Raw genomic sequence first — 26,800 nt, forward strand, 5'->3', positions numbered from 1 at the left:
CACTCACCCGCCATCAACCTAGAATCGAATATAAAATTTCGATCAAAATATTTTGATGTATACCACAACCTGATTTGGATTAACTGACAAATCACAAGAATCGTTGCCCGCAATCTCCAATCCATCCGAGTAGAAGACCTCGTCAGCATCGTCATATTCAAGCGACCCGAATTCAAGCAAATCCATCACTTTCGCACCAAGACCGACTCTGGTAAAAATCTTTCCCTTATACTCATACCCCGCCCCGCCCACAACGGACTCGACCACAATGCTTTCGAGCACATTTTTCTTAAAAACAAGCCTGGCAAGTATATTCTGCCAATCGTACACAACATTTTCCATATCAGCCGCACGAAAAAATATAACTCCCGGCTCACGGCAGTCGATCAACAATCTCGGCGAATTATGGAATTTTACTATTCTCTGAAGAGTCTCACCGTCGCACCCTATAAGCTTTTTAATAGCGTCATGCGATAACCCAAGGGGTAACCCAAGCATTGCCCGCCCTGGCTCAATAGGCGCTTCCCAGTCAAACCCTTGATTCATCAGTGACTCCACTTCCTACTTACCGGGTCAAAACCAATCACAGCAGCGACATATTTCCAGTCAAGCAAATCGGGAGATGCTGACCCTAGAATTTCCTTAAGATCTATTATTGGCGAAATTCACATTAAACATCTTGCCATTCGGCTTCCTTCATTGACAATCGAAACCATGGGCATCCTCGAATTGCTTGACAGAATTTTGCAGAGACGAAGCCGCCCCCAATTGGTGTAGCTGCCCGCTCTCCCGCTCCACAACAATTGGCCCATTTCCCCCAAGAGAAAATATAATGTTCCCCGTCTCCAAATATTTTCTCGAATTGAATACGAACACCCACCCATACTGTTTTTCGATCGTCTTTCCCTCAACAACTGCATATCCACCGGTGGACTCGGTTGAACCCATTTGATCAAGATACTCTTGAACACGTTGTAGCGCCTGATCCTTGGTTATAGCCATGCTTCCTCCTATTTGTCTGTCCTGAGAATGAACCATCGCGTGTACCCATCGCTCAGGTTTGTAGGCTTGCCAGTTTGTCCATCAAGGAAGCGAATCGATCCGCCTTGATTTACCGTTACTGAAGTGTCCTACCTCATCGCCGCGAGCACCGAACACAACTGCTCTGGAGCCATCTCCCCAATTCGACATAGTCTGAGCAATCGCATCAGGGCCTGTACGACCGATCCAATTGAAGGTTTTTTTTCCAAAAGCCGTCGCAACATCCGCTGGGCTTGTCACCTCTCCTGGCAAGGCGCTCGTCGGATTTCCGGCCAATGTCGCGTCTGTGGCAACGGCGCAGTTCGCACAATTCATCGTTCGGCCATCGGAAGGATAGATCGAATTTACATCTCGGACGCTGTGCCCGCCGACCGCCTCACCAATATCGACGCTAATACCCGGCTTGCTGCTTGCCAGAACCCTGTCAGTAAGCACCGCCAACGCGGCACTACCAGTCAACACCCCAACAGCAGTCGGATCACCCTGGCCGACGGCCTTCATCGTATCCGAGAACCCGGCCACCGAATTCACAGCGGTTTGCTTCACACCGTTCCGCTGAATCGATTGGCCAACCTCGCTTACAGGATCGCCGACACCGCCACCAATGACGGACAATCCATCAAGCGTTTGCAGCGCCCCCTGCACGGCACCGTTTGCCGCAGTTTTGACAGCCGACGACGCAGCAGTTCCGACCCAAGACGCAACTTGCGTAGCCTTGCCGTTCGCGAGCTTCGCTCCAAGCCTCTGCATGTCGTCATAATTCCGGAAGTCCGCAGTACCCTTCACGAACTCCGCCGAGCAATCGACTTGCGAGCAAGCAGTTGCAATCAAGCGGTTGTAGAGATCGACATTGTTGCCAGCCAGCGCCTTAATCTTGTCGATTTCAATTGCCGATTGAAGCGATCGACCGCTGCACCGGTCAACGCCCCCGTCCCACCGCCGACCAGCGCGCCAGTTCCCCTGCCAACAGATTCGACGCCACGTTACCCAGTAACTCGTCGACGTCCTTGTTGGCGCTCGCACCGACCTAGCTAACCCTAAAATCGGTCAGTGTCTTTTCCGGCGACAGAAATCCTCAGTTCCTGAATTGAACACCATGCTTACCGAAAATATGCGCCTTTCCGATCCCCAGAACTTCTGTAATCGTCCCTTAGAAATAGACGCCTTTATTCCACTTTTGCACATTATGTATTCGCGATCACCTTCACCCACCCCCTTTTCCTCCAAGAATTTCTCGAGCACCTGAGCTTTTTTGCACCGAAACTTGATGCATCTACGTTATAAAACCCAAGTGTCGCCGCGACTTCGCATTCTCATGCCGAAAAAAATGGTTGAATTTTTGATAAAATAATTCAAATCCCCAACCATAACATCACCCCCCTTTTCAATGGGCCGAGATGGAGTCCGACAAATTACCAAAATTAAGAACATTACCCACAAGAAAAAGACGACAGTCTTCCATGCCGAGAACCCCTTCATTTTTCTTGCTCGATCACTTTCCGTATATTGGGCGCCCCAATAAAAAATACCAGCCCCGCGTCACGCAAAGCACCGCACGCAATCAGCCACTCAGATTTCCATCATCAACGACACGGATCTTCTTCATTTTTTCAATTATTTCTTTCTTGCCCCCCTAGAAAATCCATTTTTTATCAGAAGTCCAATAATAAATGCACATGCAAAAGCCACACATACCCAATAAACATTTTTTTGCTTACGAGTCATCTTCGCCCATTGATCCGGATTCGGGCCTCCACCGACTGCTGCCATACCCCCTATTTTCCACGCTCAGTAACTCCAGCCGAATGCCCCCACGGCATTACACCGAAAGATATAGAACCCGGTTGACCAATACCAAATTCAACCGCAGTATACATGTATACCTCCGCCGATCTATGCAATCGAACAGGCAATAAGACAAATGCAAGCCGCGCATAAAAAACTGCCGCCAATCAGCCAATCATTTCCGCTCGCCTTCTATCTCTTTCGACGACCAACCCATGCCATGACAATAAGCACAACGGCAAGAATAGTGCCTTTCGTTACAACGCTTTTAAGATTTACCGCAGAAATCAGATGACCGATACTCAGCCACTGAAGGCATCCTGTCGCAAACATGCAATTCAGGGTTAGCCCAACAATCCATGCGACGTACATACCTGCGACGCAAATTCCCCATGCACCTAAGAACGCTATAACCCATCGCCTCATTTTTTACCTCCGATGTTTGGGGTGGGAACTATCGGAGCCACGGCTTCTTGAGTGATGCCGTCTCCAATAGTGCCGCCGATTACTCCCACTGCGTTGGGTCGAATTAAATTCCATCCGTTTCTTGCCCAAACCCCACTGGCAGCTCATCCATTTGCATTACTTATAGTTGGCCGGAGCGAAGAATTAATCCACGACTCTGCGACTTTACCGGTCGAATAACCAACAGCTGATAGAGCGCCGCTCGTGATGCCAGCGCTAACGACGCTGTCATTCTTACCTTGCAGAATATTATTGAGAGCCGTCGTCGTAGCCCCGCCAAACGCGTTGACTCCAGACTCCGTCATCTTCCCCTGCTTCGTCAGCAACGAAATGCGCGTGTCGATGATTGCGTTATCACGATTGACCGCATCCCAACCATTCGTGTCCGCGTGCACATCGGAACCGGTACTTGGCATTACTTCCGTGATAGGTCTCGTCCAGGCACTGCCCGCCGTGCGAGAGCGCTCTGTATGTCAGAGAGGCGTTCGGACTTGAGGTGGGAATCCCCATTGCGACGCGCGAAGCAGGGCCAGTACCTGCCTCCTTTGACGACACTGTAACCGCGCGCCTGCCTGCGATAACCGTTCGCGCGTTCCCAGAGGTCGTGTTCCTTGATCCCGAAATACGCGTCGGTAAGGCATCGGCCGCCACGCGCTATGGCGGCCTCCTGAAGCCGCGTCAACCCGTTACTGTCGGCGAGTTGTTCAGTGCGATATGCCAACGCACACGTGGGGCAACTACTGCCCTCAAGAATCTTGCGTGCCTCCGTCGAGCACTCGTGGCCCTGGCTGCATGTGAAGTGCTATCGCACGTTTTGCCCAAGAAAGCGCCCTTCGCGGCACGCGACGCCACTCTCGTCGATCATTTCTGGAAATCGCCGCTCGACCCTGCTTCGCTCGCACTTGAGACACGATACCGTGCCGCGCATCGCGACTGTGCCGATGCGCGTGAATTTGTGGCCGGACGCGCAACGAAACAGATAGGCAAATTGCGTACCGCTCCATTGTCCGGTGACCAGCGTAAGCCCGCGGTTGGCGGCGATTTCGGCCAGAAGCGAGAATGCTTCGTCAGAGTTCCTGCGAGTGCGTTTCAGTGTTGTAGCTTTAGCCATCGCGTCGCAGTGCGTGCCATCCTCAAGCATTCGCCAATGCGAGCCCGCCACATTTCATCGACACCACTACTCTTTGCCTGCACTCCGCCCTTGTCCCTGCAAAATCGCATCGAGCTTCGCCTCAAGTCGAAGATTCGTGCAACCGACAAGATAAGCAAAACAGTAGAAATTAACGAACGGAATGATACAGAGAATCGTCCAGCGAAGAACCGGACGGCCTTTGTCCTTCGCAAGGTAGTGTCCCGCGAAGGCGACGCCAACGCAGGCAATCAGGAGTGGGGCGAACGAGATCCAACTTGTTTCTGGCGTTTGCTGCATAGTTTTCTACCTGCTATTTACTGAGAACTCTCGTGTCTGCATAAGGTGGCGCACGAAATTCCGAACAATCAGCGTACATGCCCATCAGCATCAAGAAAACACCAAATTAGGCAGCCCGATACAACCCAAATCAAATAAACATTACAATCGAACCGCCATAGCCTGACCATGCTTATAAATCAAAAATTTTGTTACATTAGTTATTTCACAAAGAAATCTACCATCATTCGATTTCGACAAGACACCGGTAATCTCAGCTTGATCCCCATACAAATATGCCCCCCCACCAAAGGCAGGGACACTTGAAAGAAGTTTCTTTTTCAAATCATCATGTCGCACCAAAACGGCGCAATTCTTTTCCCGAACTCTAGCATCCGATTCGACAAAATATCCATCCTGCCCATCCATGACAAAGAACCCCTTCAAAACCACTTCCACGTCGAAAGTAATGGTTCCGGCTCTTTCATTGAGTTCGATAATTTCCATAGCTCTCTCACGCCTAACAATTAGTGCGTATAAACAACTTGCCCAGTAAACTTCTTAGAGAACTCTTTGGCGGGGACAAAGTACTGCGCCCCGGTCCCAGGGTCTCTGATTGCAACAACGGACTTCCCCAACCGTGTCGTCACTCCGTCCACCACAACAAAGTGCCCTCCGCCAACATCCAAGTCGACGTGAGCAATCGCAGCATTTCCTCTCGATGTAGCCGCAGCCAAGTCGTCGACAGATGCATCGACAGCCCATCTAGCCGAGCTCAGCCCATTCTTCTGCAGTGCATTCGACAGCCCGACAACATCCGTGCCCCATCCAGGCACAAGGTTTGCGTCCTTGGCAATTTGGGAAATATTGACCCATTGCCCTCGATCGTTCATCACCATTGCACAAGCAGTAGGGCCGCAGGCGACATCGCCAACGTTCGAAATATACCTCTGATCTATAACAACGCGATCCCCATTGCGTGCCATTGCATTCGTTTCTGAAGCCAGTCCGCCTGCACTTCCGGCACCATCAGAACTTGCCGCTTGGCCGACAGCAACAACTGATTTCGAGGCGCTAGCCTGCGATCGTGCAAGCGCACCAGCTATATCCCTCACTAGGACCGGCGCCCCTACAAAGCCGAGCACTTCTCCAAGTGTTGATACATCAGCTTCCGCAAGTCTAGCCAGCTTCCATTCAGCGCTCGTGATGCTGCTAAGCAACTTAATCTCTTGCGACTCAAGCTGCTGCGTCTTGACTGGATCATCCTGATACAGAGCCTTTTCTTGCTGAAGTGCCTGAATTGCAACAGAAACCTGACCGACTTTCGAACCACATGCGTTGGGGTTGGAGCACGGCTGTCCAGCAATCTTGCTCGCTTGTGCATACTGCTGCTGCGCTGAGGCACTCGGATTTTTTGTGCCGAAGCGAGCCTGTTGTTCGGGAGTCCACGAGCCATCGACATTCCCACCTAACAGGGGATTATTACGTTCGCTCGAGCTCGCCTCGAAAAGTCCTGCCGACTTATTCTGAACGATAAACTGCTTGGCCTTTTCATCGCTGCCGCCAGTGATGCTAGCAAAACTGTCTACCAATGCGTAGCCGGCTGAAAGCAGCTTCTGGTAGGCCTCCTCGTTGCTAATCGATCTTCCCGTTTGTTGGAGATAAAACGCGGCAAAGTCCTTGGATTTCGACTTCGCCCAATCCCGTTCGTTCTGGTGCAGTTGCCGATTGAAGCGATCCACACTGGCACCGGTCAACGCGCCCGTCCCGCCACCAACAAGCGCCCCAGCCCCACCCGCTAGGAGGTTCGAGGTCACATTGCCGAGCAACTCATCAACGTTCGCGTTGCCAGTCGGCCCTGCATCCTTGATCGACTGCGCAATCTCATTCAGTTGCGGTGCGAGCTTCGCTGACACGCCCGCACCTGCCGCACCTCCAGCCGCCCCCAAGCCACCGCCGGTCAACCCACCCGTCAACGCACCACCGGCGATATGCAGCGCAACGCGGTTGTCACCGCCTTCAGCCCAACTGTCAGCCTCCTGCTGATACTGCGCCTTGAGCGTAGGATCGATTGCGCTGTCGGCATTCTTCTGTGCCGACTCCCGCTTCCTGTCCGCATAGCTGCCAATTTGCTTTGCAATCGCCTCCGATGCCGCCTGCGCCGCGTTGATGAGATCCGATTGATTGCTCAGCACCTGCTGCAGATCCGGCGTCTTGCTAACCGTGCCATTCAGGTCCGACGTATCACGAGTCAGCGTCGCCACATCCTGCTTCTGGTTCGCCTTGTCCGTGATCGTGATGTTGCCGGCACTGATTGCACTCTTCGTGGTTGCATTGCTGCCATCGCTCTCGCTCACGTAGAGCGGCAATGCACCACCCGTATTCTTACCGCTCGTCGGCCCATGCGTAGCGTAATTGTTGCCACCATCACCCACGCCCCCGCCCGCACTAATCCCGAAGCTGCTCGCGTTATAGCTTGAGCTGTTCTGGATGTTCGAGAACGATAACGTCCCAGTCGTCAGCTGATTCTTGTCAGGCGTCGCCGTGCTCGCGATGTACGCGCCCTTCAGGTCGGTGTTGCCCTTCACGGTGATGTCAAAACCACCGTCTCCGGCCTGAATACCCGATTGCTCGTTCACGCCAGCGTAGTTGCCGCTCGCATGACCGCTCTGCGCGCTGAAACTCGCGCTGCCGCCGCCCTGGCTAACACTGAATCCGCCGCCCGAACTGCTCTGGTGAGCCTCGCTGCGGCTCGTATCCTGCACCGACGCGAGATTCAGGTTGCCGCCGACATCCGTAATCACCTTGTTCGCGTTGACGTTCGCACCGACGATATTGGTGTCGCCGCCGCTGATGATCGTCGCCGTATTGCTCGCGTTGATGTGCGTATTGTTCTGCGTCGCCGCATCCGAATTCGCATCACCGTGCGCGCGCGACATTGCCGCCGACACGCCAAACCCGCCCGTGCCGTACGAGACACCCACGCTCGCACTCTTCGACTCGTTCGTGCTGCGCGTGCTGTCGGTATCCGTGCTGTTGACCAGATTGACCTTGTTGGTCGCCTGCAACAGAACATCCTTCGCGCTCACGTCCGATCCCTGGATCGTCACGTTGCCCTGCCCGGCGTTCTTGTCACCCGTCGCGACGAACGCGGCCGTACCGCCCGCCTTCACGCTGCTGCCGTTGTTCTGCGTGCTGTTCTCGGTGAACGTCGACTTGCTGTACGACGAGCCGAAGCTCAGCTCCATCTTCGCTTCGACCTTGCCCTTCGGATCGTTCAGCGCATTCGTCATGTTGCCCGTTGCACCGACAAGATCCGCCATCCCGCCCGCCGCCGCGATCGCGTGCAGCGCTGCCGCCCGGCCGTCCTTGCTGCCGCCCGCGCCCTGCGCCTGCTGATTCACGTTCTGGATCGCGTCGATCACCGGCGACTTCACCGCGAGCGTGAAGCCCGAACTCTTCACCTCGTGCGTTTCTTCGTGATGACGATCCGTCTGCGATGCATCGATCGTGACTTCCTTCGCGATGCCGGTCACATCCTGGCCGGCGACGATGTCCGAACCGGTCACATGGAGCTTATTACCGGCCACCATCGACACGCTGCCGTCCGTGCTGCCGATCAGGCTGCCCTGCGAACCCTTCACCGTATCGCGGCTGGTATCGATCGTCTGGTTCGTGCCATACGAGATCCCGGCACCCGCGCTACCGAGGCCGGACTTCTTCACATCCTTGTAGTGATACTCGCTCGAAGCCGTATCCGCCGTCGTGACCGTCAGGTCGTGGCCGGCAGAAAGGCTCACGTCGTTGGTCGCCGCGATCGTCGCCGCCTTCGCCGTCAGGTCGTTGCCAGCCTGCACCGCAACCGTGCTGCCCGACAACGTCGTGCCCACCGCATTGGTGTAGCTGCTCGAATCGATCGTGTGCGTCGATTTCGACGACAGGAAGCCGTTTTCCTTGCGGTAGTGCTCGTCGTTCGCGCTCGCGCTCTGTTCACCGGCCTTCAGGTTGACATCATGGCCGGCGCTCACGCCGATTGCGCCCTGCGCGTTGGCATATGCAGCCGTCGCATTCACGTCATGGCCGGCCACTATCGCCAAGTTGCCGCCCGTCGCGATCTGCGTGCCCGTGTCGCTCGACGCCGTATGTTCCGCGTGGTTGCGAGCATCCCACTTCACCGCGTCCTGGCTACTTTGGCGGACCGCATTCAGATTCACGTCATTGTTGGCTGCCAGTACTGCATTGCCAGTCGTCGCGATTACGGCCGCATTAGCGTTCAGATCGTGACCGGCGACCGCCTGTAAGCTGCCAGCATTGATCGCCGAAATACGGTCGAGACCGGTTGCACTACCGGTCTTCGTGGTGGCCGAACTCGTCGTAGTCGTCAGGTTGAGGTCTCGCCCGGCCGACAGCGCTACGGTATTGCCCTGAATCAACCCGCCAATATTATTGAGATCCTGGTTCGCGCTCGCGAGCACGGTTCCGCCCGACACGGTACCGCTGTTGTTGATCGAATCCGCATGGATGATCGTGACATTTCGGCTCGCGATCGTGCCCGAGTTCTTGTACGCACCGTCGGCATCGACCGTGACGTTCTTGCCGGAGATGATCGTACCTTCGCCCGTCACATCCGCCGCGTTCGCGTGCAGATAGACCTGCGGCACCAGCACCGTCTGTTGGCTACCATTCGGTAACGTCACCGTCTGACTCACGAGCCAGACGATGTCGCTCGTCAGCGCGGCCATCTGCGCATCGGTCAGCGCCGTACCGACGTTCAATCCGAACTGCTGCGATGCCTTCACGCCATTCGCCATCAGCGCCTGATATTCGCTCTGGTTGTCCGTATAGTCGCCAATGAAACGCTGGCCGGTGGTCTGGATGATCTGCTGCTGAATCAGTTGCTGCTCGTAGAAGCCGTCGCCGATGCGCTTGAGAACCGTGTTCGGATCGACCTTGAGTGCGTCCAGCATCGTGTCGCTCGATAACCATTTCCGGTAATCGGTAAAGCGCGGGTCCGTCTCGATCAGGAAGTGGCTGCCGGGGTCGCTCGTGACCTGATACAGCGCGTTGTTGGGCAAACGGGTGTTCGGCGTCACCGTGCGCACGACGACATCACCTACATTCGCCTTCACGGCCGATACGTTCCCCGCACCGACACCCGATACGCCCGAGCCGACCAGCAATTGCCCGTCAATATCCTTACCCGCCACCGGCGTCACGCCCGTACCGCTTGCGCCCTGCGCAACGGACGTCGCTGCCGCCACGCTCTTGATCGGATTTGACGGCTTGCTCGGATCGGTCAGCACCACCGGCAGATCGATGGTCTGCGCCGGAATGGCCGGCATGAAGGGAGTCGAACTGGTTGCGCGCTCGTCACCGCTGAACGCACCGCCAGACTGAACCCACGTATAGATCGCCTGGCCTGAACCCGTGAACGTTTCCGTGCCTTGCGCACCGATGTTCTGTACGTTTTTAGGATTGTTACCGTCACCGGCCACGATCTGACTCTTGTCGTTGACGCCCGAGACGGTATTGATCGTGATACTACGACCAGACGTGATCGTGCCCGGTTGCGAAGCCGTGACAACATCCTTGGTCGATGTCACGTTGGCCGTATAAACGGTGTACGTCTGGACGAGGCGGCTCGCCACGTCCGCGTTATACCCGACCAGCGCCTGATTCAGGTTCTGATAGGCGGCAACGGTCGCCTTGTACCACTGCTGGAAAGGCGCACATGCCGCGTTGGTCGAGGTCAGACACGACGGGCTCGCCGGATCGAAGGGATTCGGTTTTGCGCCCGTGACGTCCGCTTCAGTGGGAGCCTTGATGGAAAACCAGTCGCTGCCGACGTTGCTTCTACCGGTCACCAGCGCTACGCCCGAAGACATCCAAAACGGCCCCGACGTAGTCCATGCCGGATTGGCGTCGGGCGGCGGCGTCACACCGAAAGTCGCCCAGATGTCGGCCGGCACCGTCCGATACGCGCCAGTCTGAGCCGCCCAAGCTCCAGTGGCGAAATTGCTTGCGGGATACGCCGTGTTGTCGATTTTGCCCGCCACCCCGTTCATCGTGTACTTCGCGTACTCGGCGAACGGATACTTGGTCGACGGCAGCAGAATGAATTTCTGGTCGTCGTCCAGCGCCCACTGATAGTCCGTGCCCGGATGAATTTCCTGACTGTTCTTCTGGTACAGATAAACGGTCGACGGATCGATCTTCTCGGTCGAGCCCGGCACCTGATACCACAACTGGTTGCCACTGTCGGTCGTAACCTTCGAAGTCTGGAAGTTCGAGTTCAGATTCTCGAACCGGTTTGCGCTGATCGTGATGTCGCGGCCCGCATCGATCTGCGCGCCATTGTTCGTCACGAGTTGGGCGCTGCCGGTTGCCTGACGATTCGCATCCAGCGCGCCGCCAACGCGAATGTCGTTGCTCGCGTAGATCAGTGCATCGTTCTGATTCTTGAAAGTCTGCGCGCCGATGTCGAGGTCGCCACGCGATGCGATCACGCCCCCCACGCCTTGGGCGTTCTGGCCGTTGATGACTGTGTTCGCCCCGACTGCGACCGTATCGCCATAAATCCGGCCACCGGCATTCGTGATGGTGTCTCCGGCGGTCACCGTCGTTGTGCCACCATCGATCAGACCTTCGTTCGTAATCGACTGATTCGCGTGGACGTTCGTAGCATTCCCACCAAAAATCTCGCCTGCCGCACGGTTCTGGATCGAATTGGCATTCACGTTGGCAACGTTGCCCGCCGACAGTGTGCCGCTGTTGTCGAGCGCGCCGCCGACCGTGGTCGTCAGATCATGGCCCGCCACAATCTGTCCGGTGTTGGTCAGATCGCCTTGCGTCGTCACATTGACGTCGCCCGCCGATTGGAGCTTGCCGTCGTTGTTCAGCGTCCCGGTCGAGACCGTCAGTTGCTGGCCTCCGTTGATGTCGCCCCGGCTGTTGACCAGCGCATTCGACGCTCCCAATGTTGCGGTGCCTTTCGACTGAATGCTACCCGACGTGTTGTCGATGGTCGGTGCGATCAGCTTGGCATCCTTGTCCGCACGAATCGAGCCGGACGTATTGTCGAGCGCCTGGTTGGCGTTCAACATAACGCTTGCGCCCTCCATTCCGGCCGTCAGCCCCGGCACACCTGCGGTCGTCGGCAGCGTCGAATTGGCTGTCTGCGCATTGCGAATCGTATCGCCCGTCACCGACAGCGCGCCGCTCGCGTGCATGGCCCCGCGCGTGTTGTCGACCGTCGTACCGGACACCGTGACATCCCTGTTGCCGCCGATCTGGCCGGCCACGTTCGACACCGTGCCGGCGCTCCGTACGGTCAATGCGCCGTCCGCCACGAGCGAACCCGCATCGTTGGTCACGAATGCGGCATTGACGGTCGCCGCACCGCTCGACGAGATTGCACCACCCACGTTGCTCAGTGCTCCGGTTGTCAGCGTGACACCATTGCCGAGAACCTGACCACCTGTGGACTGCCCTGCCAGTATGCCGTTGTCGAACGTCTGGCCGCGCGTATCGATGTCGACCGCTCCCGTTGCCTGCACCAAACCCGACCGGTTATCCAACGCCCCCGCCCGACTCGTCAGCGATTGACTTGCCGCCACTTTGCCGAGCGTGTTGTCGATCGCACCGTGTCCGGATGCAAGCGTGACGTTCGTCCCCGTGATCGTGCCGCCCGAGTTCAGCAATCCCGCATTGGTCAAGGTCGTGTCGCCCGACGCGAGCAGCTTGCCGCCTGCGTTGTCCGTCGTGCCGGATGTCGTCACTGACAACGCACCAGAAACCGAACCGATGGTGCCACCGTGGTTCGACACGGTCTGCGCCGCCACGGTCGTGTCGTGTGTCGCCGCGATCGTACCGCCTGCATTCGTCAGTGCGCCTGCTACAGTGAGCTTCGCCGCATCCGCCGACACCGTGCCTTGCGAATTGTCGAACGTACCGGCCTGCGTGTTCAGTGCGCCAGCTGCAGTAATCTTGCCCTGCGTATTGTCGAGTGCCTGAGAGACAGTCAGCGCCATGTCGCCGGTGGACGTGCCGATCTGGCCCGCACGGTTGCTCAGCGTGCCAGCGGTTGCGGTCAACCCGGTCGACCCCACCATCTTGCCGCTATCGTTCGACAGCGTGCGCGTGGCAGTCAGCGACAATGCATCCGACGTTGATCCGATCTGGCCACCCGCATTGACCAGGTCCCCCGTCTGGATTTGCGCACCGTGCACGGCCGTCATACTGCCGTTCGTGTTGTCGATCGTGTCGCTCGCGACGGTAAGTGCATTGGCCGAGCTCACCGTGCCGCCAGTACTCGTCAGCGACTGCGTCGCACGCAGCGTCGTGTCGCCAGCGGCCGATCCGATCGTACCCGCCGCGTTGCCAATGCTGTTTGCCGTCACCGACAGGCCATTGCCGCCGACCATGGAGCCCGACTGATTCGAGACGTCGCCCGTCGCCGTCACGGTCAGTGCGTCAGTAGTGCCGATCTTGCCGCCCGTATTCACGACATCGGCCGCTGTGATCTGTGCCGCATGTGCGCTGATCGATCCGGCCGAGTTGTCGAGATGGGCCGTGTGAATCGACAGGTCATTACCGGACGCAACTTTGCCGTTTGCGTTGTTCAGCGATTGCGTGACATCGAGCGAGGTGTCACCCGCCACGGAGCCGATCTGGCCTTGTGCGTTGGAAACCGTATTCGCCGTCAGCGTGAGGCCATTGCCGCCTGCAATCTTCCCGTTATCGTTCGCGACGCGCCCGGTCGCCGTCAGTGCCAACGCGCCCGTCGACGTGCCGATCTCACCGGCCACGTTCGTCAGGTCGGTTGCAGCGATCTGCGCCGTGCGCGCCGTGATGTGCCCTTGGGTATTGTCGAGCGCACCGGACGAGTTCAGCGACAACGCATCGGCCGCCAGCGTGCCGGACCGGTTCGATACCGATTGCGCGGTCACGTTCGCCAGGTTCTGCGAGCTGATGATGCCCGAGTCGTTGACCAGTTGCCCCGCATTCAGCGTCACGTTCTGGCCGCTCATCGTGCCGGCGACGTTCGACATCGTGCCATTCGCCGTGACGTTGACTGCGCTGGCCGCATTCACGGTCCCGTGGTCCAGCGTGACGTCGTTTGCGAACAGATTAACGTTGTCACCCGCTGCCAGCGTGCCGCTGCTCGTCACGTTCGCAGCGCGTGCCGCGACGGAGCCACCGCCGACGAGATTACCGGCGGAATCTACCCCCGCGTATGCCTGCCCGCTGTTGCTGAACGACGTGGCGGCTGTCAGGTTCGTGTTGCCGCCTGACGAAATCGTTCCGGCGTTCGACAATGCCTGCGACGCGTTCAGATCGGTGGCCTGCGTACTGACAATCGTGCCTTGCTGAGAAATGTTGGCGCCATCGATCCGGGTGTTCGCGGCCGACTGCAGACGCGCGGTCGGCGCAATCGTCACATCGCCGTTGTTCGAGACTTCAATATCGCCGGTCAGTGACGTGACAGCACCCGCGTCTCGCACGCCCACGCCGGCCTCGGTCCCGATCATCCGGACGCTATTGGCGAACATGCTACCCAATGCCTGCACGTCGATTGCGACGCCCGGCACCGCGCCAGTGCCGGCCTGGGCCTGCGCGGCATTGCTCGCATAGTCGAACCGGTTCGCGCCCGCTACCGCATTGATCGAGTCCGCCCACACCTGACCGTTGATCGTCATCGCACGCGAAATCAGGTCGATCGCACTGCCGTGCGCGTCGAGTCCTGCCCCGGCGATGCCGATCTGTCCTTGCGTCACATTGAAACCCGCCAACGTGCCGTCCGGATTGAACGTCGGCACGCCGGTCGTCAGCGTGACACGCGGCACATTCAGAAAACCGCAACCCGAACAGGTGATGCCTGCCGGGTTCGCGATCACGAGGTTTGCGCGATTGCCCGCGATCTCGGTCGGTCCGAGCAACTGACTGGGGTTACCCGACGTGACCTGGTTGACGATCACGCGGGCCGAGCTGTTGCCGAGAAATGGATTGCCTTGGACCCAGCCGGCGAGCTGCGTTTGCGAATTCTGGCCACTGTTGACCAGCACCGCGCCCTTCGTACCCACGTTGTACTGCGTGAAGTTGTTCAGCGAGACGCCGTTTTTCGGTGCGGTGATATTGACGAGCGGCACGCCTGATGCCGACACGCCAACGACCGGATGGGTCGGACCGCTTCGATCAGGCGTGATCGGTAGCGAAGCCTGCGCTTCCGCAACGAGGGGCTGCATGCCAAATGTGCAGAGCGCGGCAAAGACTGTCGCCCGTGCCGCGAACCAGATCGAGACCCCGGAATCCTCGGCCGGACGAACGACACGTTGTACACGAGAGCGCTCGCCGCCCCCATGCGCCGATGCGTTTTCGTCAACTGCCATCAGCATGCCGCGCACGGCACTGAATACCAAGCGAAAGATTCCGGAATTCATGATCGTTTTATTCTTGAATGCATGTCAGGCCGGCATGGCGCACATCGCGCAAACGACCGGCCCCACTCACGTTACTTGCAGCTCAGTGCCACCAAGCCGTTGATGTTGCCCGTCGTCGTAGCCGGTATGCCGTACGACACGATCAGATACGGTTGCTTCGCATCCGAGCCCATGACCGTGCTCATCAGAGTCGACTTCGTTTTGGCGCTGAGTTCGGTGAGGCCGACCGAGGAAGTCCCGACGAACGACTGGTTCTGGTCGTTCCCGATCGAGTACTGCAGATTCAACGTGTAGTTGATGGCCGTATTGCCGAACGTGTCCGTTCCGCTCGTCAGCGTCGCCGTAGCGCCAGTCAGCGAACCCGGCGCCGTATTGCCGTCTGCCGACGTCGGACGCGTTGCAAAAGCGAGCGAACATTGCATCTGCACAGCCGAGGTCACATCGATTGCAACCGGTACGCCGACTGCCCAGACCTGGCCTTGATTGGCGTTATACGTAGCGCCCGATGAATCGGCGCCGTCTGTCCAGCGGCCGATCGCGATGTCACCATTTCCAGCGAGGTCCGTCACGACGCCCTTCGTCAGCGTTTTGATCGTGCCCGACGAACCATACGGAATCGCGACATACGCACCCGGCGCGTGCTCCTTGAGCGTCGATACAGGCTGAGAGAGCGCCACCAGTGTGTAATTCCCGTTCGGCATCTGCCCGCCGTTCCACGACGCGGGCGGCATCAGAACACGAACCGTCGAAACCTGGCTCGAGATCGATTGCGATTGCCCTTCCACACGAATCCCCGACGAAGACGACGCGCTGCCCGACTGTGCTCCGTTCGACGACGCGCCACTCGATGCGGCATTGCTACCGCTGCCACCATCGTCACCACCGCCACATGCGCTCAGGCCCAGCGCAGCCACCACCGCAAACGTTGCCGTTACAGCTTGAAAAACACGGCGCTTCTCGTACACGCTCTGCATAGTCTTTCCTTCTTCTCTTTCTCGATCGACAAAAACACCCCGAGTCGCAACATGTCGTTCCGCTCGGACCGCCCCTACTGCTTAGAACAACGTGCTGACCTGGAACAGCAGCGTCGGCGAACTTGTCTTGAAACCCTGCGGCTTTGACAGCGGGAATCCCAGTGACACGTCGTAGTTCAGCGCCGCGCCGAGCACGTTCTTCGGCGCGAGATTGCCCCGCACGCCAACTACGGCGCCGACCAACGTTTCGCCAAGCAGGTACTGTGCTGCCGGCCCGCGCACGCGCCCGGCATCGACGCCGGAATACAGGGCCTGCGTGCCAACCGGCGTCGGCACGTACCAGTCAAGTTCGTTGGAAACGACCCAGCCGCTCTCGGCAGCCAGCGTCAGTTGCTGATCGAAGCCGCGCACGGCGTAACGCGTGCCGATCGTGAAATAGTCGGAAGGGGTCAGTGGCGTACGTGCGTTCTGCATGTTCCAGCCGAACTGGTACGAGAACGTTTGACCGCCTATCTTGAAAGGGACCTGTGCACTGAGGCTCGCCAACTCGATCTGTGTCTTGCCGTTGAAGTCGGGCGTGCCAACCACCGTGCCCGAATTACTGGACAGGCCCGGCAGCGATGCGCGCCAAGCGAACGAGCCGTCGAGGACAACATCGCCGATGTACTGGCGATGCGCGATGCCGAGCTCGTAACCGATGATGTCGCGATGCTGCACGGGAAGATCGACACCATCCAGCGAGTTGCGACTGATTTTGTGAAACAGGTTGCCGTGAAGCTCCGTACGCGCGTGAGCGTTCCGATAGATCACGCCCGAAAGGCCAGCCTGAAGCTGTGATTGCACGCCGCTATATTCGATCGGCGCATCGAAGCCGGCCACCGTCTGCTTATAGCGTGAGCGGCTCGCATTCAACGTCAGCATCGCATAGCCAATCGGCACGCTATAGTTCGCAGACACCGACTGGTTGCCCTTGTCGGACGCGCCAAAATTCGCATTCGTCGTGCCGGCGATTTGCAGCTGGTCGTAGAGGTGGAACGGCGAGTCGAACGTGAACGAGCCCGACAGTTCGTACTTGCCCGTGGAATCGAGGCCCGCGTTGTCCGTACCGATAACGGCATGCCAGCGCTTGCCGGTTCCGGGGTGAAAGACGAGTTCGGAGTCTCCCGGATTCAGGCCCGGCGCGATGTCGAACGTGGCATCGGATTGGGATTGAAGACGACGCAGGTTCTCCAGCCCTTGATCGATGTCGCGCTGGTTCAACAGCACCCCGCCCGACGTCGGCAACGCCGCGCGCAACCAGCCGATTGTGGGCTTGTCTGCTCGGACCTCGCTAATGCGCCCCGGCACAACGCGTAGCGTCAACGTGCCCGATTGCAACGTTTGCGTCGGCACGAGCACGCGAGACGTCACGTAACCGCGCTCGATCAGCGCATTATTGGCTGCATCCTGGATCTGCTTGAGTGCGGTCTTGCCGACACACTGGCCCACGACCGGCTGAAGGAAACGCGCGAGCCAGCTGAACGTATTGTCTTCCAGCGCGATTTCCTTGATCGGAAAACACGGATTATCGACCGGCAGGTTCGTGACGCTGGGGATCGAAGTCTTCTCTCCTGTCGGCGTCAATACGTTGGGGCGCGGATTCAGCTCCTTGGTAGCCTCAAGTTGCTGCTGCTGCAAACGCTGGATTTGTGGGCCAGACGTAGTTTCGGATGGCGGAATACCTTGGGCCAGCGCAGAAACGCTCGCCAACGCCGAAATCAACGCTGCCGAAGTTTCTCGTTTCTTCACTTGTTAGCGGCGTAATGGTTGGTCTCTCGCGCTGTAATCTATCGAAGTATTCGCCCGTGCATTGTCAGGGATTGCAAAGACGGTTAATCGATTGACCGCCCAGGTCCGATGCTGTAGCGACTCTCTTGGCCCGATAACTTTTATTAAAGCGACTACAATCACCCATTATAATTTAACAATTATAAACATTTAAACAAGTTAGCCATCCACGCATTTAGAGACACCAGAAGCACTCCTCCTTCCGCCTCTTTCGACACCTCAGAGCATCGAACACACGACTCTCGCTTTGTTTTTTCTGCAAAATCAATTCTCGCCGTTACCGAACCCCCATTTCGCAAATTAATTTCAAGACAGTCGCGAACTGTTTCTTGCCAGCAAAATCGATCACTTAAGCAATCTCGTCAAGCAAAAATCTTGACAGAATTAACTTTTTCATCGGTTTTTTTATGCATTGAAATGCCGGTTCGTTCACGATAATCGCATACGTCAACGTGTCGCGTATCTACAACGGTCTCTGCGAGGGCAAAGCCGAGTTCGAAACCGCATTCCAGTTTTTTTCGGACACATATCACTTTCCCGAGCACGGCCGGCTACGGCCGCTCCGCCGCTGCATTTCCGCATCGGCACACTTCGCTCAGGAGTTTCCGTGATCTCTGATCCCCCTACCTTTGTGCTGATCGGGCTGGGCCTCGCGCTCGTCGCCATGTTCGCGGTGGGTTTCTATTGGCTCGCCACCAAGGACCGGCCGACACGCCCACATTCCCCCCGTCGCTCCACCGCTGGCTCCCGACGCTGCCATCCCGCGTGCCGTCGCTGTCGACGAATTCGAAGAATGGGAAGCGTTCGCCCCGTATCCCGATCACGTCGCCCACACGGCGCATGAAGCCAGCGTCGAATCGAGCGATAGCTATCCGCCGCTCGGCCGGCGCGAAGAACCTGCCTACCCGTCCTCTGCAACGAAGCTCGCCACGACCTGCACGACGCGATCGAATCGTTGATGGGCGAACCGAGCAAGCCTGATCCGGCGCCAACCAAGGCCGCCGCGCCGACATCGTCCGGCTCATCAAGCCGCTGCCCGCGTTGTCTGTCCTCGCGTATCGACACGCGCAATCGCGCCCGCAAGGCCGGCAGCACGATCGGCAGATAGATTGAGATTGCGGCCATACATCCGGACTGTTCAGGAGGCTAGCGAGACGCCTCTGTCCCTGATGGAATCAGTTGATCGGACTCTATTCACCACCTCGCGCTCGAAGCGCCTGTGGGAGGGCAGAGTATTCCGATCCCGGTCCAACCTGTCTTGCCATCACGTCACGATTGCCCAAGCAACCTCCTGGGAGAGCCTTGACCGAACCCGATCGGATTACGCAGCGGCCGCGGACGGCGCGTAATCCGATCGGAACGCAGTGCCTTGTGTGAGCAGCGCCCAGGCAATCCGGGCGTTCCTGTTCGCCACTGCTACCACGGCAACGTTCTTGTGCCGGCGCGTGAGCAAGCGATGAAGCCAGCCCGAGAACGCATCGTCCTTGTTGGCGCAATAGCGAACGACAGCCCGCGCGCCGTGCACCATCAGTGTCCGCAGGTAGGTATCGCCGTGCTTGCTGATACCCAGCAGCGGCGGCTTCCTCCGCTCGAATACTGTCTGGGTACCAGACCTAAACAGACCTAACCAGGCCGCCAGTTGCCGGGCATTGCTGAAGCACTTGCCGTCGCCGATCGAGGCAACCAGAGCGCTGGCCGTAATCGGGCCGATGCAGGGAATCTCTGCCAGTCGGCGACTGGCGTCGCTCGCGTGATGCCACGCGTTGATCTGCGTCTCGATCTCTGCGACCTGCCGGTCAAGTTCCTTCAAGTGGTCCGTCAAGCGCTGTATCAACAGACGGAATGACCCCGGCAGTTCATTGCTTGCATCTTCGATGAGCTGAGGTACGTGCTGGGCAATGCTGGTGATCCCCCACGGCATCACCAAACCGAATTCCCCCAGCAGCCCGCGCATCTGATTGGCCTGCGCGGTACGCGCCCGAACGAACCCTTGGCGGGCTCGGTGCAATGCAAGAACCGCCTGTTGATCGACGTTCTTGATGGGCACAAACCGCATGTTGATACATCCCGCCGCCATCAGCGAGGCGGTACGGCTTTTCCACGCGGGGAGGCCTTTCCGATAGCGATGTCGGTCAGCGGCATAGTGCACCTTACAGCCCCAGGGGCATTTTTTGTCAGGGGCATCGACCATCAACCAAAGTTCCCCCAGAGGTGCCCCCGCATGCCCCCGGATTCACACGGGTCAGGCTGGACAAATCAGGAATAAAAAAAACCCGTGAAGCCTTGTGCTATCACGGGTTTCTGGATTTCCAAGGATGGCCTTGGAAGGGTGTTTGGTGCCGGCTGCAGGACTCGAACCCGCCACCTGATGATTACAAATCAACTGCTCTACCAGATGAGCTAAGCCGGCGTAGCGCGAGATTCTACCTCATTTCACGATCTTGAGGCGAGGCCTGCTGCCGCCTTTCGAGCCGTCGCCGTCGGTTTTCGGCGGTTCGTCGGCCCCTTCGGACGGCTCCTCGTTCGCGCCGCTGTCGGCGACCGGCGCCAACGGCGAGACGGACTCGTCGCGCTGCGCGTCATCGGCCGGCACGGCGTCATCGTCGAACGCGCCCGAATCCTCGCCTTCGCCCGCGACCGCATCGACCTGGAACGCCATCCCTTGCCCGTTCTCGCGCGCATAGATCGCGAGCACGTTGGCAACCGGAATCTCGATCTTGTGCGCCTTCCCGGAGAACCGGGCCGTGAACTCGATCCACTCGTTGCCCATCTGCAACTGGCTCGTCGCCTCGAAGCTGATGTTGAGCACGATCTCGCCGTCACGCACGAACTGACGCGGCACGCGCGTCGAGTTGTCGACCCTCACCGCGATATGCGGCGTGTAACCGTTATCGGTGCACCACTCGTACAACGCGCGCAGCAGATAAGGCTTCGTTGAAATCTCTTGCATCACAATCCTCGAACCCGGAGCGGGCACGCGGCACGCCGCGCCACCCGCTCCGTCATGCCTTCATTGCAACATTAACGACGCATGACCTTTTCGGACGGCGTCAGTGCTTCGATGTAGGCCGGACGGCTGAAGATCCGTTCGGCATACTTCATCAGCGGCGCGGCGTTCTTCGACAGCTCGATGCCGTAGTGATCCAGGCGCCACAGCAGCGGTGCGATCGCGACGTCGAGCATCGAGAACTCCTCGCCGAGCATGTACTTGTTCTTCACGAAGATCGGCGCGAGCTGCGTCAGGCGATCGCGGATCGCGAGGCGGGCCTTCTCGTGATTCTTCTCCGCCGCCTTGCCCTTCTCGTTCTCGAGCGTGCTGACGTGGACGAACAGTTCCTTCTCGAAGTTGAGCAGGAACAGGCGCGCACGCGCGCGCTGCACCGGGTCGGCCGGCATCAGTTGCGGATGCGGGAAGCGCTCGTCGATGTACTCGTTGATGATGTTCGATTCGTACAGGATCAGGTCGCGCTCGACCAGGATCGGCACCTGACCGTACGGGTTCATCACCGAAATGTCTTCCGGCTTGTTGAACAGGTCGACGTCACGGATTTCGAAGTCCATGCCCTTCTCGAACAGCACCAGCCGGCAACGCTGGGAGAACGGGCAAGTTGTGCCGGAATACAGAACCATCATATTTGCGTTTCCTCAAAAAAGCCGAGGGCCGGCACGCGGCGAAACCCCTTTCACGGGTTCCGCCTTGCGCCGGCCCCACGCCGGTCAGGCGTGTTTACTTGATATCTTTCCAGTACGCGGCATTCAGCCGCCAGGCCAGGAAAGTCAGGACACCGAGAAAGATCAGCACCCACACGCCGAGGCGCTTGCGGGTCTGCTGGGCCGGCTCGGACATCCATGTCATATAGGCCACCAGGTCGGCCACCGCAGCATCGTAGTCGGGCGACGAGAGCGTCCCCGGCGTGACCTGCTGGAAGCCGACGAGCGTGTGGACCTTCTCGCCCGTCTCCTCGTCCGTCTTGTCTTCGAATTTGGCTACGCGTTGCCCCTGCAGTTGCCACAACACATGGGGCATGCCGACGTTCTCGAACACCGCGTTGTTCCAGCCGGTCGGCCGCGTATCGTCGCGGTAGAAGCTGCGCAGATACGTGTACAGCCAGTCGCGGCCGCGCGCGCGCTCCTCGACCGACAGGTCGGGCGGCGTGGTGCCGAGCCAGTTCTTCGCGTCGTCGGGCCGCATCGCGACGGACATCGTGTTCCCGACCTTGTCGGTCGTAAACAGGAGATTCTTCTCGATCTCCTTCTGGGATATGCCCAGATCCGTCAGACGGTTGTAGCGCATCAGGTTCGCGCTGTGGCAGTTCAGGCAATAGTTTACAAACAATTGCGCGCCGTGCTGAAGCGAAACGAGATTTTCCGTGTTATCGGGCGCCCGGTCGAGCGGAAAATTACCCTCCGCCCGCACGGCCGGCGCCGCCAGCAGCGCACAGGCGGTCGCCCCGATCAGCGCGAGTGTCGAAAGCAGTTTCTTCATGTCGTTCTCTCCTCGCTCACGTTAATGGGGCTTGAAGCGCACCCGTTCCGGCGGCTGCTTGAACGTGCCAAGCGGCGTCCAGACGGGCATGCCGAGGAAGAACGCGAAGTAGATCAACGCACAGGCCTGGGCGATCAGCGTCGCCGCAGGCGATGGCGGCCGCGTGCCGAGGAACGCGAGGGTCAGGAACGCCGCGACGAAGATCCCGAGGAACACCTTGTGGAACAGCGGCCGGTAGCGGATCGATTTCACCGGGCTGCGGTCGAGCCAGGGCAGGAAGAACAGCGTGATCACCGCCGAGCCCATCACGACGACGCCCCAGAACTTCGACTCCGTCAGGTACATGAACACGACGATCGCGGCGGCCAGCACCGGCAACCCGACCTTCCATTTGCCGCGCGCGCGGATCAGCGCGAGCACGCCGAGCAGCGCGATCACGATCATCAGCACGATCTTGAACGGGTCGGTGGTCGCGCGCAGCATCGCGTAGAACGCGGTGAAGTACCAGACCGGCGCGATCTCGGGCGGCGTCTGCAGCGGGTTCGCCGGGACGAAGTTGTTCGCCTCGAGGAAGTAGCCGCCCATCTCCGGAGAGAAGAACACGATCAGCGCGAACACCATCAGGAACACGCACACGCCGAGGAAATCGTGCACCGAGTAGTACGGGTGGAAGGGGATGCCGTCGAGCGGGATGCCGTTCTCGTCCTTCTTCGCCTTGATCTCGATGCCGTCCGGGTTGTTCGACCCGACTTCGTGCAACGCAACGAGGTGCGCGACGACGAGCCCGACCAGCACGAGCGGAATCGCGATCACGTGGAACGCGAAGAAGCGGTTCAGCGTGACGTCGGACACGACGTAGTCGCCGCGAATCCACAGCGACAGGTCAGGGCCGACGAACGGGATCGCCGAGAACAGGTTCACGATCACCTGCGCGCCCCAGAACGACATCTGGCCCCACGGCAGCAGATAGCCGAAGAACGCCTCGGCCATCAGGCACAGGAAGATCGCGCAGCCGAAGATCCACACGAGCTCGCGCGGCTTGCGGTACGACCCATACAGCAGCCCGCGGAACATGTGCAGGTAGACGACCACGAAGAACATCGATGCACCGGTCGAGTGCATGTAGCGGATCAGCCAGCCCCACGGCACCTCGCGCATGATGTACTCGACCGACGCGAACGCGAGCGTCGAGTCGGGCTTGTAGTTCATCGTCAGGAAGATGCCCGTGACGATCTGGTTGACGAGCACCAGCAGCGCGAGGGAGCCGAAGAAGTACCAGAAGTTGAAGTTCTTCGGCGCGTAGTACTCGGATACGTGCTTCTTCCAGGTGGACGTGAGCGGGAAGCGCTGATCGATCCAGCCGGTGAAACCTGTCGTGGAGACTTCCTTGTTGTCGGCGGCCATCACGCTTCTCCTTTCTCGTCCTTGCCGATCACGAGGGTCGTCGCCGACGTGAACATGTAGGGCGGGATGTCGAGATTCTGAGGCGCCGGCTTGTTCTTGAACACGCGGCCGGCGAGGTCGTAGGTCGAACCGTGACACGGGCACAGGAAACCGCCCGGCCAGTCGTCCGGCAGGTTCGGCTGCGGACCCGGCGTGAAGCGTTGGCTAGGCGTGCAGCCGAGGTGCGTACACACGGCCATCACGACGAGAATGTTCTTGCGATCGGTCCGCGCGCGATATTCGTTGGCGCAATACGCGGGCAACGGCATCGAATACGGGGATTTCGTGGTCGGATCGGCCACTTCCTTGTCGGCCTTGACCACGTCGGCCAGCATCGAATCGGTGCGATTCAGGATCCAGACGGGTTTGCCGCGCCACGGCACGGTGACCATTTCGCCGGGCTTCAGGCCGCTGATATCGACCTCGACCGGTGCACCGGCCGCTTTCGCTTTCGCGGACGGCGCGAGCGACGCCGCGAAAGGTATGACGGTGGCTACGCCTCCTACGCCACCTGCTACGGATGTCGCAATCAGCCAGGTACGGCGGCCGCTGTCGACGCGTTTCTCTTCCTTGTCTCGCATCACACGCCCCACTTCTGAGTTGGATTTTCCGTCACGACTTTTCATTCCGCCGCTAGTTTGCGCGAATGGAGTCGCCATTTACAAGGCCCGGCGATGAAAATCCCTTCGAAGTGGTTGATAGTTAAGGGTTATCCCCCACTATCGGAGCGATTAAATCATTTCACTTTTAAGCAAATGCTACATTGTGAAATTTCGATGCGCTGCCGCAAATCCGTCGCTCAGACCGGATTATGAATATCGATAAAAAGGTGTTCGAGATCGAATTCTTCGGACAAGTGGCGCCCCAGCGCCTGGATTCCGTAGCGCTCGGTCGCATGGTGCCCCGCCGCAACGAACGCGACACCGCTCTCCGCCGCCGCGTGCGTGGTCGATTCGGACACCTCGCCGGTCAGGAACACGTCCGCGCCGGCATCGATCGCCGCGTCGAAATAGCTCTGCGCGGCGCCCGTGCACCACGCGATGCGGCGCAACTGCGTGTCCGGGTCGCCCAGCACGAGCGGCGCGCGGCCGAGCGTGCGCTCGACCTTCGCGACGAAGTGCTCGAGCGTGACGGGCATCGGCAGCGTCGCCATCCAGCCCAGGTCGCCTTCGCCGAAGCGCTGCTCGCCGATCAGGCCGAGCTTTTCGCCGAGCTGCGCGTTGTTGCCGAACTCGGGATGCGCATCCAGCGGCAGGTGAAACGCGAACAGGTTCAGGTCGTTCGCGAGCAGCAGCTTCAGGCGCTGATACTTGCGGCCGGTGATCTGCGGCGCCTCGTTGCGCCAGAAATAGCCGTGATGGACGAGCACGGCATCCGCCCCCCATTCGAGCGCGGCTTCGAGGAGCGCGACCGACGCCGTCACGCCGGTGGCGATCTTCTCGATCTTGCGGCGCCCTTCGACCTGGAGGCCGTTCGGGCAATAGTCCTTGAAGCGCGCGGTTTCAAGGGTATTGTTCAAGTACAATTCAAGTTCGATCCGATCCATATAAACCTCTAATCCATTCAGATGCTTAGACGCTTCTGGCTGTTCTTCGCGCAAGCGGTGACCGTACTGCTCGCGCTGATGTTCATCGTCGTGACGCTCAAGCCGCAATGGCTGCAACGGCAAGGACAGCTCGGCAAGCAGCTCGCCACGCCGATCGTCGCGCTGCGCGAAGTCGCGCCGGGCATCGGCGGCGCACCGGCGACCACGTCGTATGCCGAAGCCGCGCAGAAGGCGATGCCGGCCGTCGTCAACGTGTTCTCCAGCAAGGACGGCTCGCTGCCGCCCGACCCGCGCGCAAAGGATCCGCTGTTCCGTTACTTCTTCGGCGACCGCAACGCCCGCAAGCAGCAGGACGAGCCGGCCGCCAACCTCGGCTCCGGCGTCATCGTGAGCCCTGAAGGTTACATTCTAACGAACCAGCACGTCGTGGACGGCGCCGACCAGATCGAAGTCGCGCTCGCCGACGGCCGCACGGCCACCGCGAAAGTGATCGGCAGCGATCCCGAAACCGATCTCGCGGTACTGAAGATCAACATGACGAACCTGCCGACGATCACGCTCGGCCGCTCCGACCAGTCGCGCGTCGGCGACGTCGTGCTCGCGATCGGCAACCCGTTCGGCGTCGGCCAGACGGTGACGATGGGGATCATCAGCGCGCTCGGCCGCAACCACCTCGGCATCAACACGTTCGAGAACTTCATCCAGACCGACGCGCCGATCAACCCCGGCAACTCCGGCGGCGCGCTGGTCGACGTGAACGGCAACCTGCTCGGCATCAACACGGCGATCTACTCGCGCTCGGGCGGCTCGCTCGGCATCGGTTTCGCGATTCCGGTCTCGACCGCGCGCACGGTGCTCGAAAGCATCATCACGACGGGCTCGGTCACGCGCGGCTGGATCGGCGTCGAGCCGCAGGACGTCACGCCGGAAATCGCCGAGTCGTTCGGGCTCCAGCAGAAATCGGGCGCGATCGTCGCGGGCGTGCTGCAGGGCGGCCCTGCCGACAAGGCCGGCATCAAGCCGGGCGACATCCTGGTGAGCGTCAACGGCGAGGACATCACCGACACGACGAAGCTGCTGAATGTCGTCGCGCAAATCAAGCCGGGCACGCCGACCAAGGTGCACGTCGTCCGCAAGGGCAAGCAGTTCGACGTGAACGTCGTGATCGGCAAGCGTCCGCCGCCGCCGAAGCAGACGCTCGACGAGCAGGACAACGATAGCGAATGAGGCTCGGCGGGCGGCACGCCGCTTGCCGTTCGCGATGCGATTTGATGCGGCGCAGAAATGAAAAAGGGCAGCCGGCTGGCTGCCCTTTTGCTTTGCTTCCAACGATGTCTGGTGCCGGGAAGGCCGCGTTGGCATGCGCTGGCTGGCGGCCAACCACAG

At 59.2% G+C, this 26,800-nt stretch carries 17 protein-coding genes and 1 tRNA gene; 2 read left to right on the forward strand and 16 right to left on the reverse strand.

The features are described from left to right. Positions 1-42 precede the first annotated feature (42 nt). The 4 genes from WT24_RS34170 to WT24_RS35730 all read right to left on the reverse strand — a co-directional run bounded on the left by WT24_RS34170 (position 43) and on the right by WT24_RS35730 (position 2,918). Entirely contained in the window at positions 43-546 is a 504-nt protein-coding gene (locus WT24_RS34170; protein ID WP_156441746.1) for a hypothetical protein, read from the reverse strand. Positions 547-696: 150 nt separating this feature from the next. Next, positions 697-1,002 carry a YrhB domain-containing protein gene (locus WT24_RS32110; RefSeq protein ID WP_179949307.1) on the reverse strand — a complete coding sequence of 102 codons (306 nt, stop codon included), beginning with the start codon at positions 1,000-1,002 and terminating at the stop codon, positions 697-699. A gap of 81 nt (positions 1,003-1,083) precedes the next feature. Continuing rightward, complete coding sequence (locus WT24_RS32115) at positions 1,084-1,827, reverse strand: toxin glutamine deamidase domain-containing protein (protein WP_156441747.1); 744 nt, start codon at positions 1,825-1,827, stop codon at positions 1,084-1,086. A 989-nt stretch (positions 1,828-2,816) separates the two neighbouring features. Next, the gene (locus tag WT24_RS35730) at positions 2,817-2,918 is read right to left on the reverse strand and encodes a polymorphic toxin type 22 domain-containing protein (protein ID WP_156441748.1); all 102 of its coding nucleotides are present in this window, start codon (positions 2,916-2,918) and stop codon (positions 2,817-2,819) included. Between the two features lie 1,151 nt (positions 2,919-4,069). Between WT24_RS35730 and WT24_RS34180 the strand changes: the two genes are divergently transcribed. Continuing rightward, the gene (locus WT24_RS34180) at positions 4,070-4,744 is read left to right on the forward strand and encodes a hypothetical protein (protein ID WP_156441749.1); all 675 of its coding nucleotides are present in this window, start codon (positions 4,070-4,072) and stop codon (positions 4,742-4,744) included. Between the two features lie 117 nt (positions 4,745-4,861). On the opposite strand, the gene WT24_RS34185 is transcribed toward WT24_RS34180, so the two are convergent. The 12 genes from WT24_RS34185 to WT24_RS04290 form a co-directional block, all read right to left on the reverse strand. Next, positions 4,862-5,206 (reverse strand): hypothetical protein, encoded by a 345-nt coding sequence (locus WT24_RS34185; protein WP_156441750.1) that lies wholly within the window; start codon positions 5,204-5,206, stop codon positions 4,862-4,864. Between the two features lie 20 nt (positions 5,207-5,226). After that, positions 5,227-15,138: a hemagglutinin repeat-containing protein gene (locus WT24_RS04240; RefSeq protein ID WP_060031470.1), complete on the reverse strand. Its 9,912-nt coding sequence runs from the start codon at positions 15,136-15,138 to the stop codon at positions 5,227-5,229. A gap of 71 nt (positions 15,139-15,209) precedes the next feature. Beyond that, positions 15,210-16,112: a hypothetical protein gene (locus WT24_RS04245; protein ID WP_059499721.1), complete on the reverse strand. Its 903-nt coding sequence runs from the start codon at positions 16,110-16,112 to the stop codon at positions 15,210-15,212. Positions 16,113-16,193: 81 nt separating this feature from the next. Continuing rightward, the gene (locus WT24_RS04250; protein WP_060031472.1) at positions 16,194-17,900 is read right to left on the reverse strand and encodes a ShlB/FhaC/HecB family hemolysin secretion/activation protein; all 1,707 of its coding nucleotides are present in this window, start codon (positions 17,898-17,900) and stop codon (positions 16,194-16,196) included. Between the two features lie 1,360 nt (positions 17,901-19,260). Then, complete coding sequence (locus WT24_RS04255) at positions 19,261-20,130, reverse strand: IS110 family transposase (RefSeq protein ID WP_082742092.1); 870 nt, start codon at positions 20,128-20,130, stop codon at positions 19,261-19,263. A 143-nt stretch (positions 20,131-20,273) separates the two neighbouring features. Further along, positions 20,274-20,349, reverse strand: a tRNA-Thr gene (locus tag WT24_RS04260). 18 nt (positions 20,350-20,367) lie between these two features. Beyond that, positions 20,368-20,889: a ClpXP protease specificity-enhancing factor gene (locus WT24_RS04265; protein WP_027809263.1), complete on the reverse strand. Its 522-nt coding sequence runs from the start codon at positions 20,887-20,889 to the stop codon at positions 20,368-20,370. Positions 20,890-20,960: 71 nt separating this feature from the next. Further along, positions 20,961-21,572 (reverse strand): glutathione S-transferase N-terminal domain-containing protein, encoded by a 612-nt coding sequence (locus tag WT24_RS04270; protein ID WP_006400565.1) that lies wholly within the window; start codon positions 21,570-21,572, stop codon positions 20,961-20,963. Positions 21,573-21,666: 94 nt separating this feature from the next. Continuing rightward, positions 21,667-22,425, reverse strand: coding sequence for a cytochrome c1 (locus tag WT24_RS04275; RefSeq protein WP_059499726.1), 759 nt, complete (start codon positions 22,423-22,425; stop codon positions 21,667-21,669). Between the two features lie 21 nt (positions 22,426-22,446). After that, the gene (locus tag WT24_RS04280; protein ID WP_059499727.1) at positions 22,447-23,829 is read right to left on the reverse strand and encodes a cytochrome bc complex cytochrome b subunit; all 1,383 of its coding nucleotides are present in this window, start codon (positions 23,827-23,829) and stop codon (positions 22,447-22,449) included. Beyond that, positions 23,829-24,449, reverse strand: a complete 621-nt coding sequence (gene petA / locus WT24_RS04285) for a ubiquinol-cytochrome c reductase iron-sulfur subunit (RefSeq protein ID WP_059499728.1) — start codon at positions 24,447-24,449, stop codon at positions 23,829-23,831. Before petA ends, WT24_RS04280 begins: the two co-directional genes overlap by 1 nt. A gap of 218 nt (positions 24,450-24,667) precedes the next feature. Then, positions 24,668-25,414 carry a Nif3-like dinuclear metal center hexameric protein gene (locus WT24_RS04290; RefSeq protein ID WP_060031478.1) on the reverse strand — a complete coding sequence of 249 codons (747 nt, stop codon included), beginning with the start codon at positions 25,412-25,414 and terminating at the stop codon, positions 24,668-24,670. Positions 25,415-25,435: 21 nt separating this feature from the next. Here WT24_RS04290 and WT24_RS04295 point away from each other — a divergent pair, with 21 nt between their 5' ends. Beyond that, complete coding sequence (locus WT24_RS04295) at positions 25,436-26,641, forward strand: Do family serine endopeptidase (RefSeq protein ID WP_059499730.1); 1,206 nt, start codon at positions 25,436-25,438, stop codon at positions 26,639-26,641. Positions 26,642-26,800 lie beyond the last annotated feature (159 nt).

The organism is Burkholderia sp. MSMB1078WGS (assembly GCF_001528895.1).
GTDB lineage: Bacteria > Pseudomonadota > Gammaproteobacteria > Burkholderiales > Burkholderiaceae > Burkholderia.

What these genes read in the sequence shown, in the direction of transcription:
- WT24_RS34170 (WP_156441746.1), bottom strand. Translation starts at nt 546, where the DNA reads ATGAATCAAGGGTTTGACTGGGAAGCGCCTATTGAGCCAGGGCGGGCA.
- WT24_RS32110 (WP_179949307.1), bottom strand. Translation starts at nt 1,002, where the DNA reads ATGGCTATAACCAAGGATCAGGCGCTACAACGTGTTCAAGAGTATCTT.
- WT24_RS35730 (WP_156441748.1), bottom strand. Translation starts at nt 2,918, where the DNA reads ATGTATACTGCGGTTGAATTTGGTATTGGTCAACCGGGTTCTATATCT.
- WT24_RS34185 (WP_156441750.1), bottom strand. Translation starts at nt 5,206, where the DNA reads ATGGAAATTATCGAACTCAATGAAAGAGCCGGAACCATTACTTTCGAC.
- WT24_RS04240 (WP_060031470.1), bottom strand. Translation starts at nt 15,138, where the DNA reads ATGAATTCCGGAATCTTTCGCTTGGTATTCAGTGCCGTGCGCGGCATG.
- WT24_RS04245 (WP_059499721.1), bottom strand. Translation starts at nt 16,112, where the DNA reads ATGCAGAGCGTGTACGAGAAGCGCCGTGTTTTTCAAGCTGTAACGGCA.
- WT24_RS04255 (WP_082742092.1), bottom strand. Translation starts at nt 20,130, where the DNA reads ATGGTCGATGCCCCTGACAAAAAATGCCCCTGGGGCTGTAAGGTGCAC.
- WT24_RS04265 (WP_027809263.1), bottom strand. Translation starts at nt 20,889, where the DNA reads ATGCAAGAGATTTCAACGAAGCCTTATCTGCTGCGCGCGTTGTACGAG.
- WT24_RS04270 (WP_006400565.1), bottom strand. Translation starts at nt 21,572, where the DNA reads ATGATGGTTCTGTATTCCGGCACAACTTGCCCGTTCTCCCAGCGTTGC.
- WT24_RS04275 (WP_059499726.1), bottom strand. Translation starts at nt 22,425, where the DNA reads ATGAAGAAACTGCTTTCGACACTCGCGCTGATCGGGGCGACCGCCTGT.
- WT24_RS04280 (WP_059499727.1), bottom strand. Translation starts at nt 23,829, where the DNA reads ATGGCCGCCGACAACAAGGAAGTCTCCACGACAGGTTTCACCGGCTGG.
- petA (WP_059499728.1), bottom strand. Translation starts at nt 24,449, where the DNA reads ATGCGAGACAAGGAAGAGAAACGCGTCGACAGCGGCCGCCGTACCTGG.
- WT24_RS04290 (WP_060031478.1), bottom strand. Translation starts at nt 25,414, where the DNA reads ATGGATCGGATCGAACTTGAATTGTACTTGAACAATACCCTTGAAACC.
- WT24_RS04295 (WP_059499730.1), top strand. Translation starts at nt 25,436, where the DNA reads ATGCTTAGACGCTTCTGGCTGTTCTTCGCGCAAGCGGTGACCGTACTG.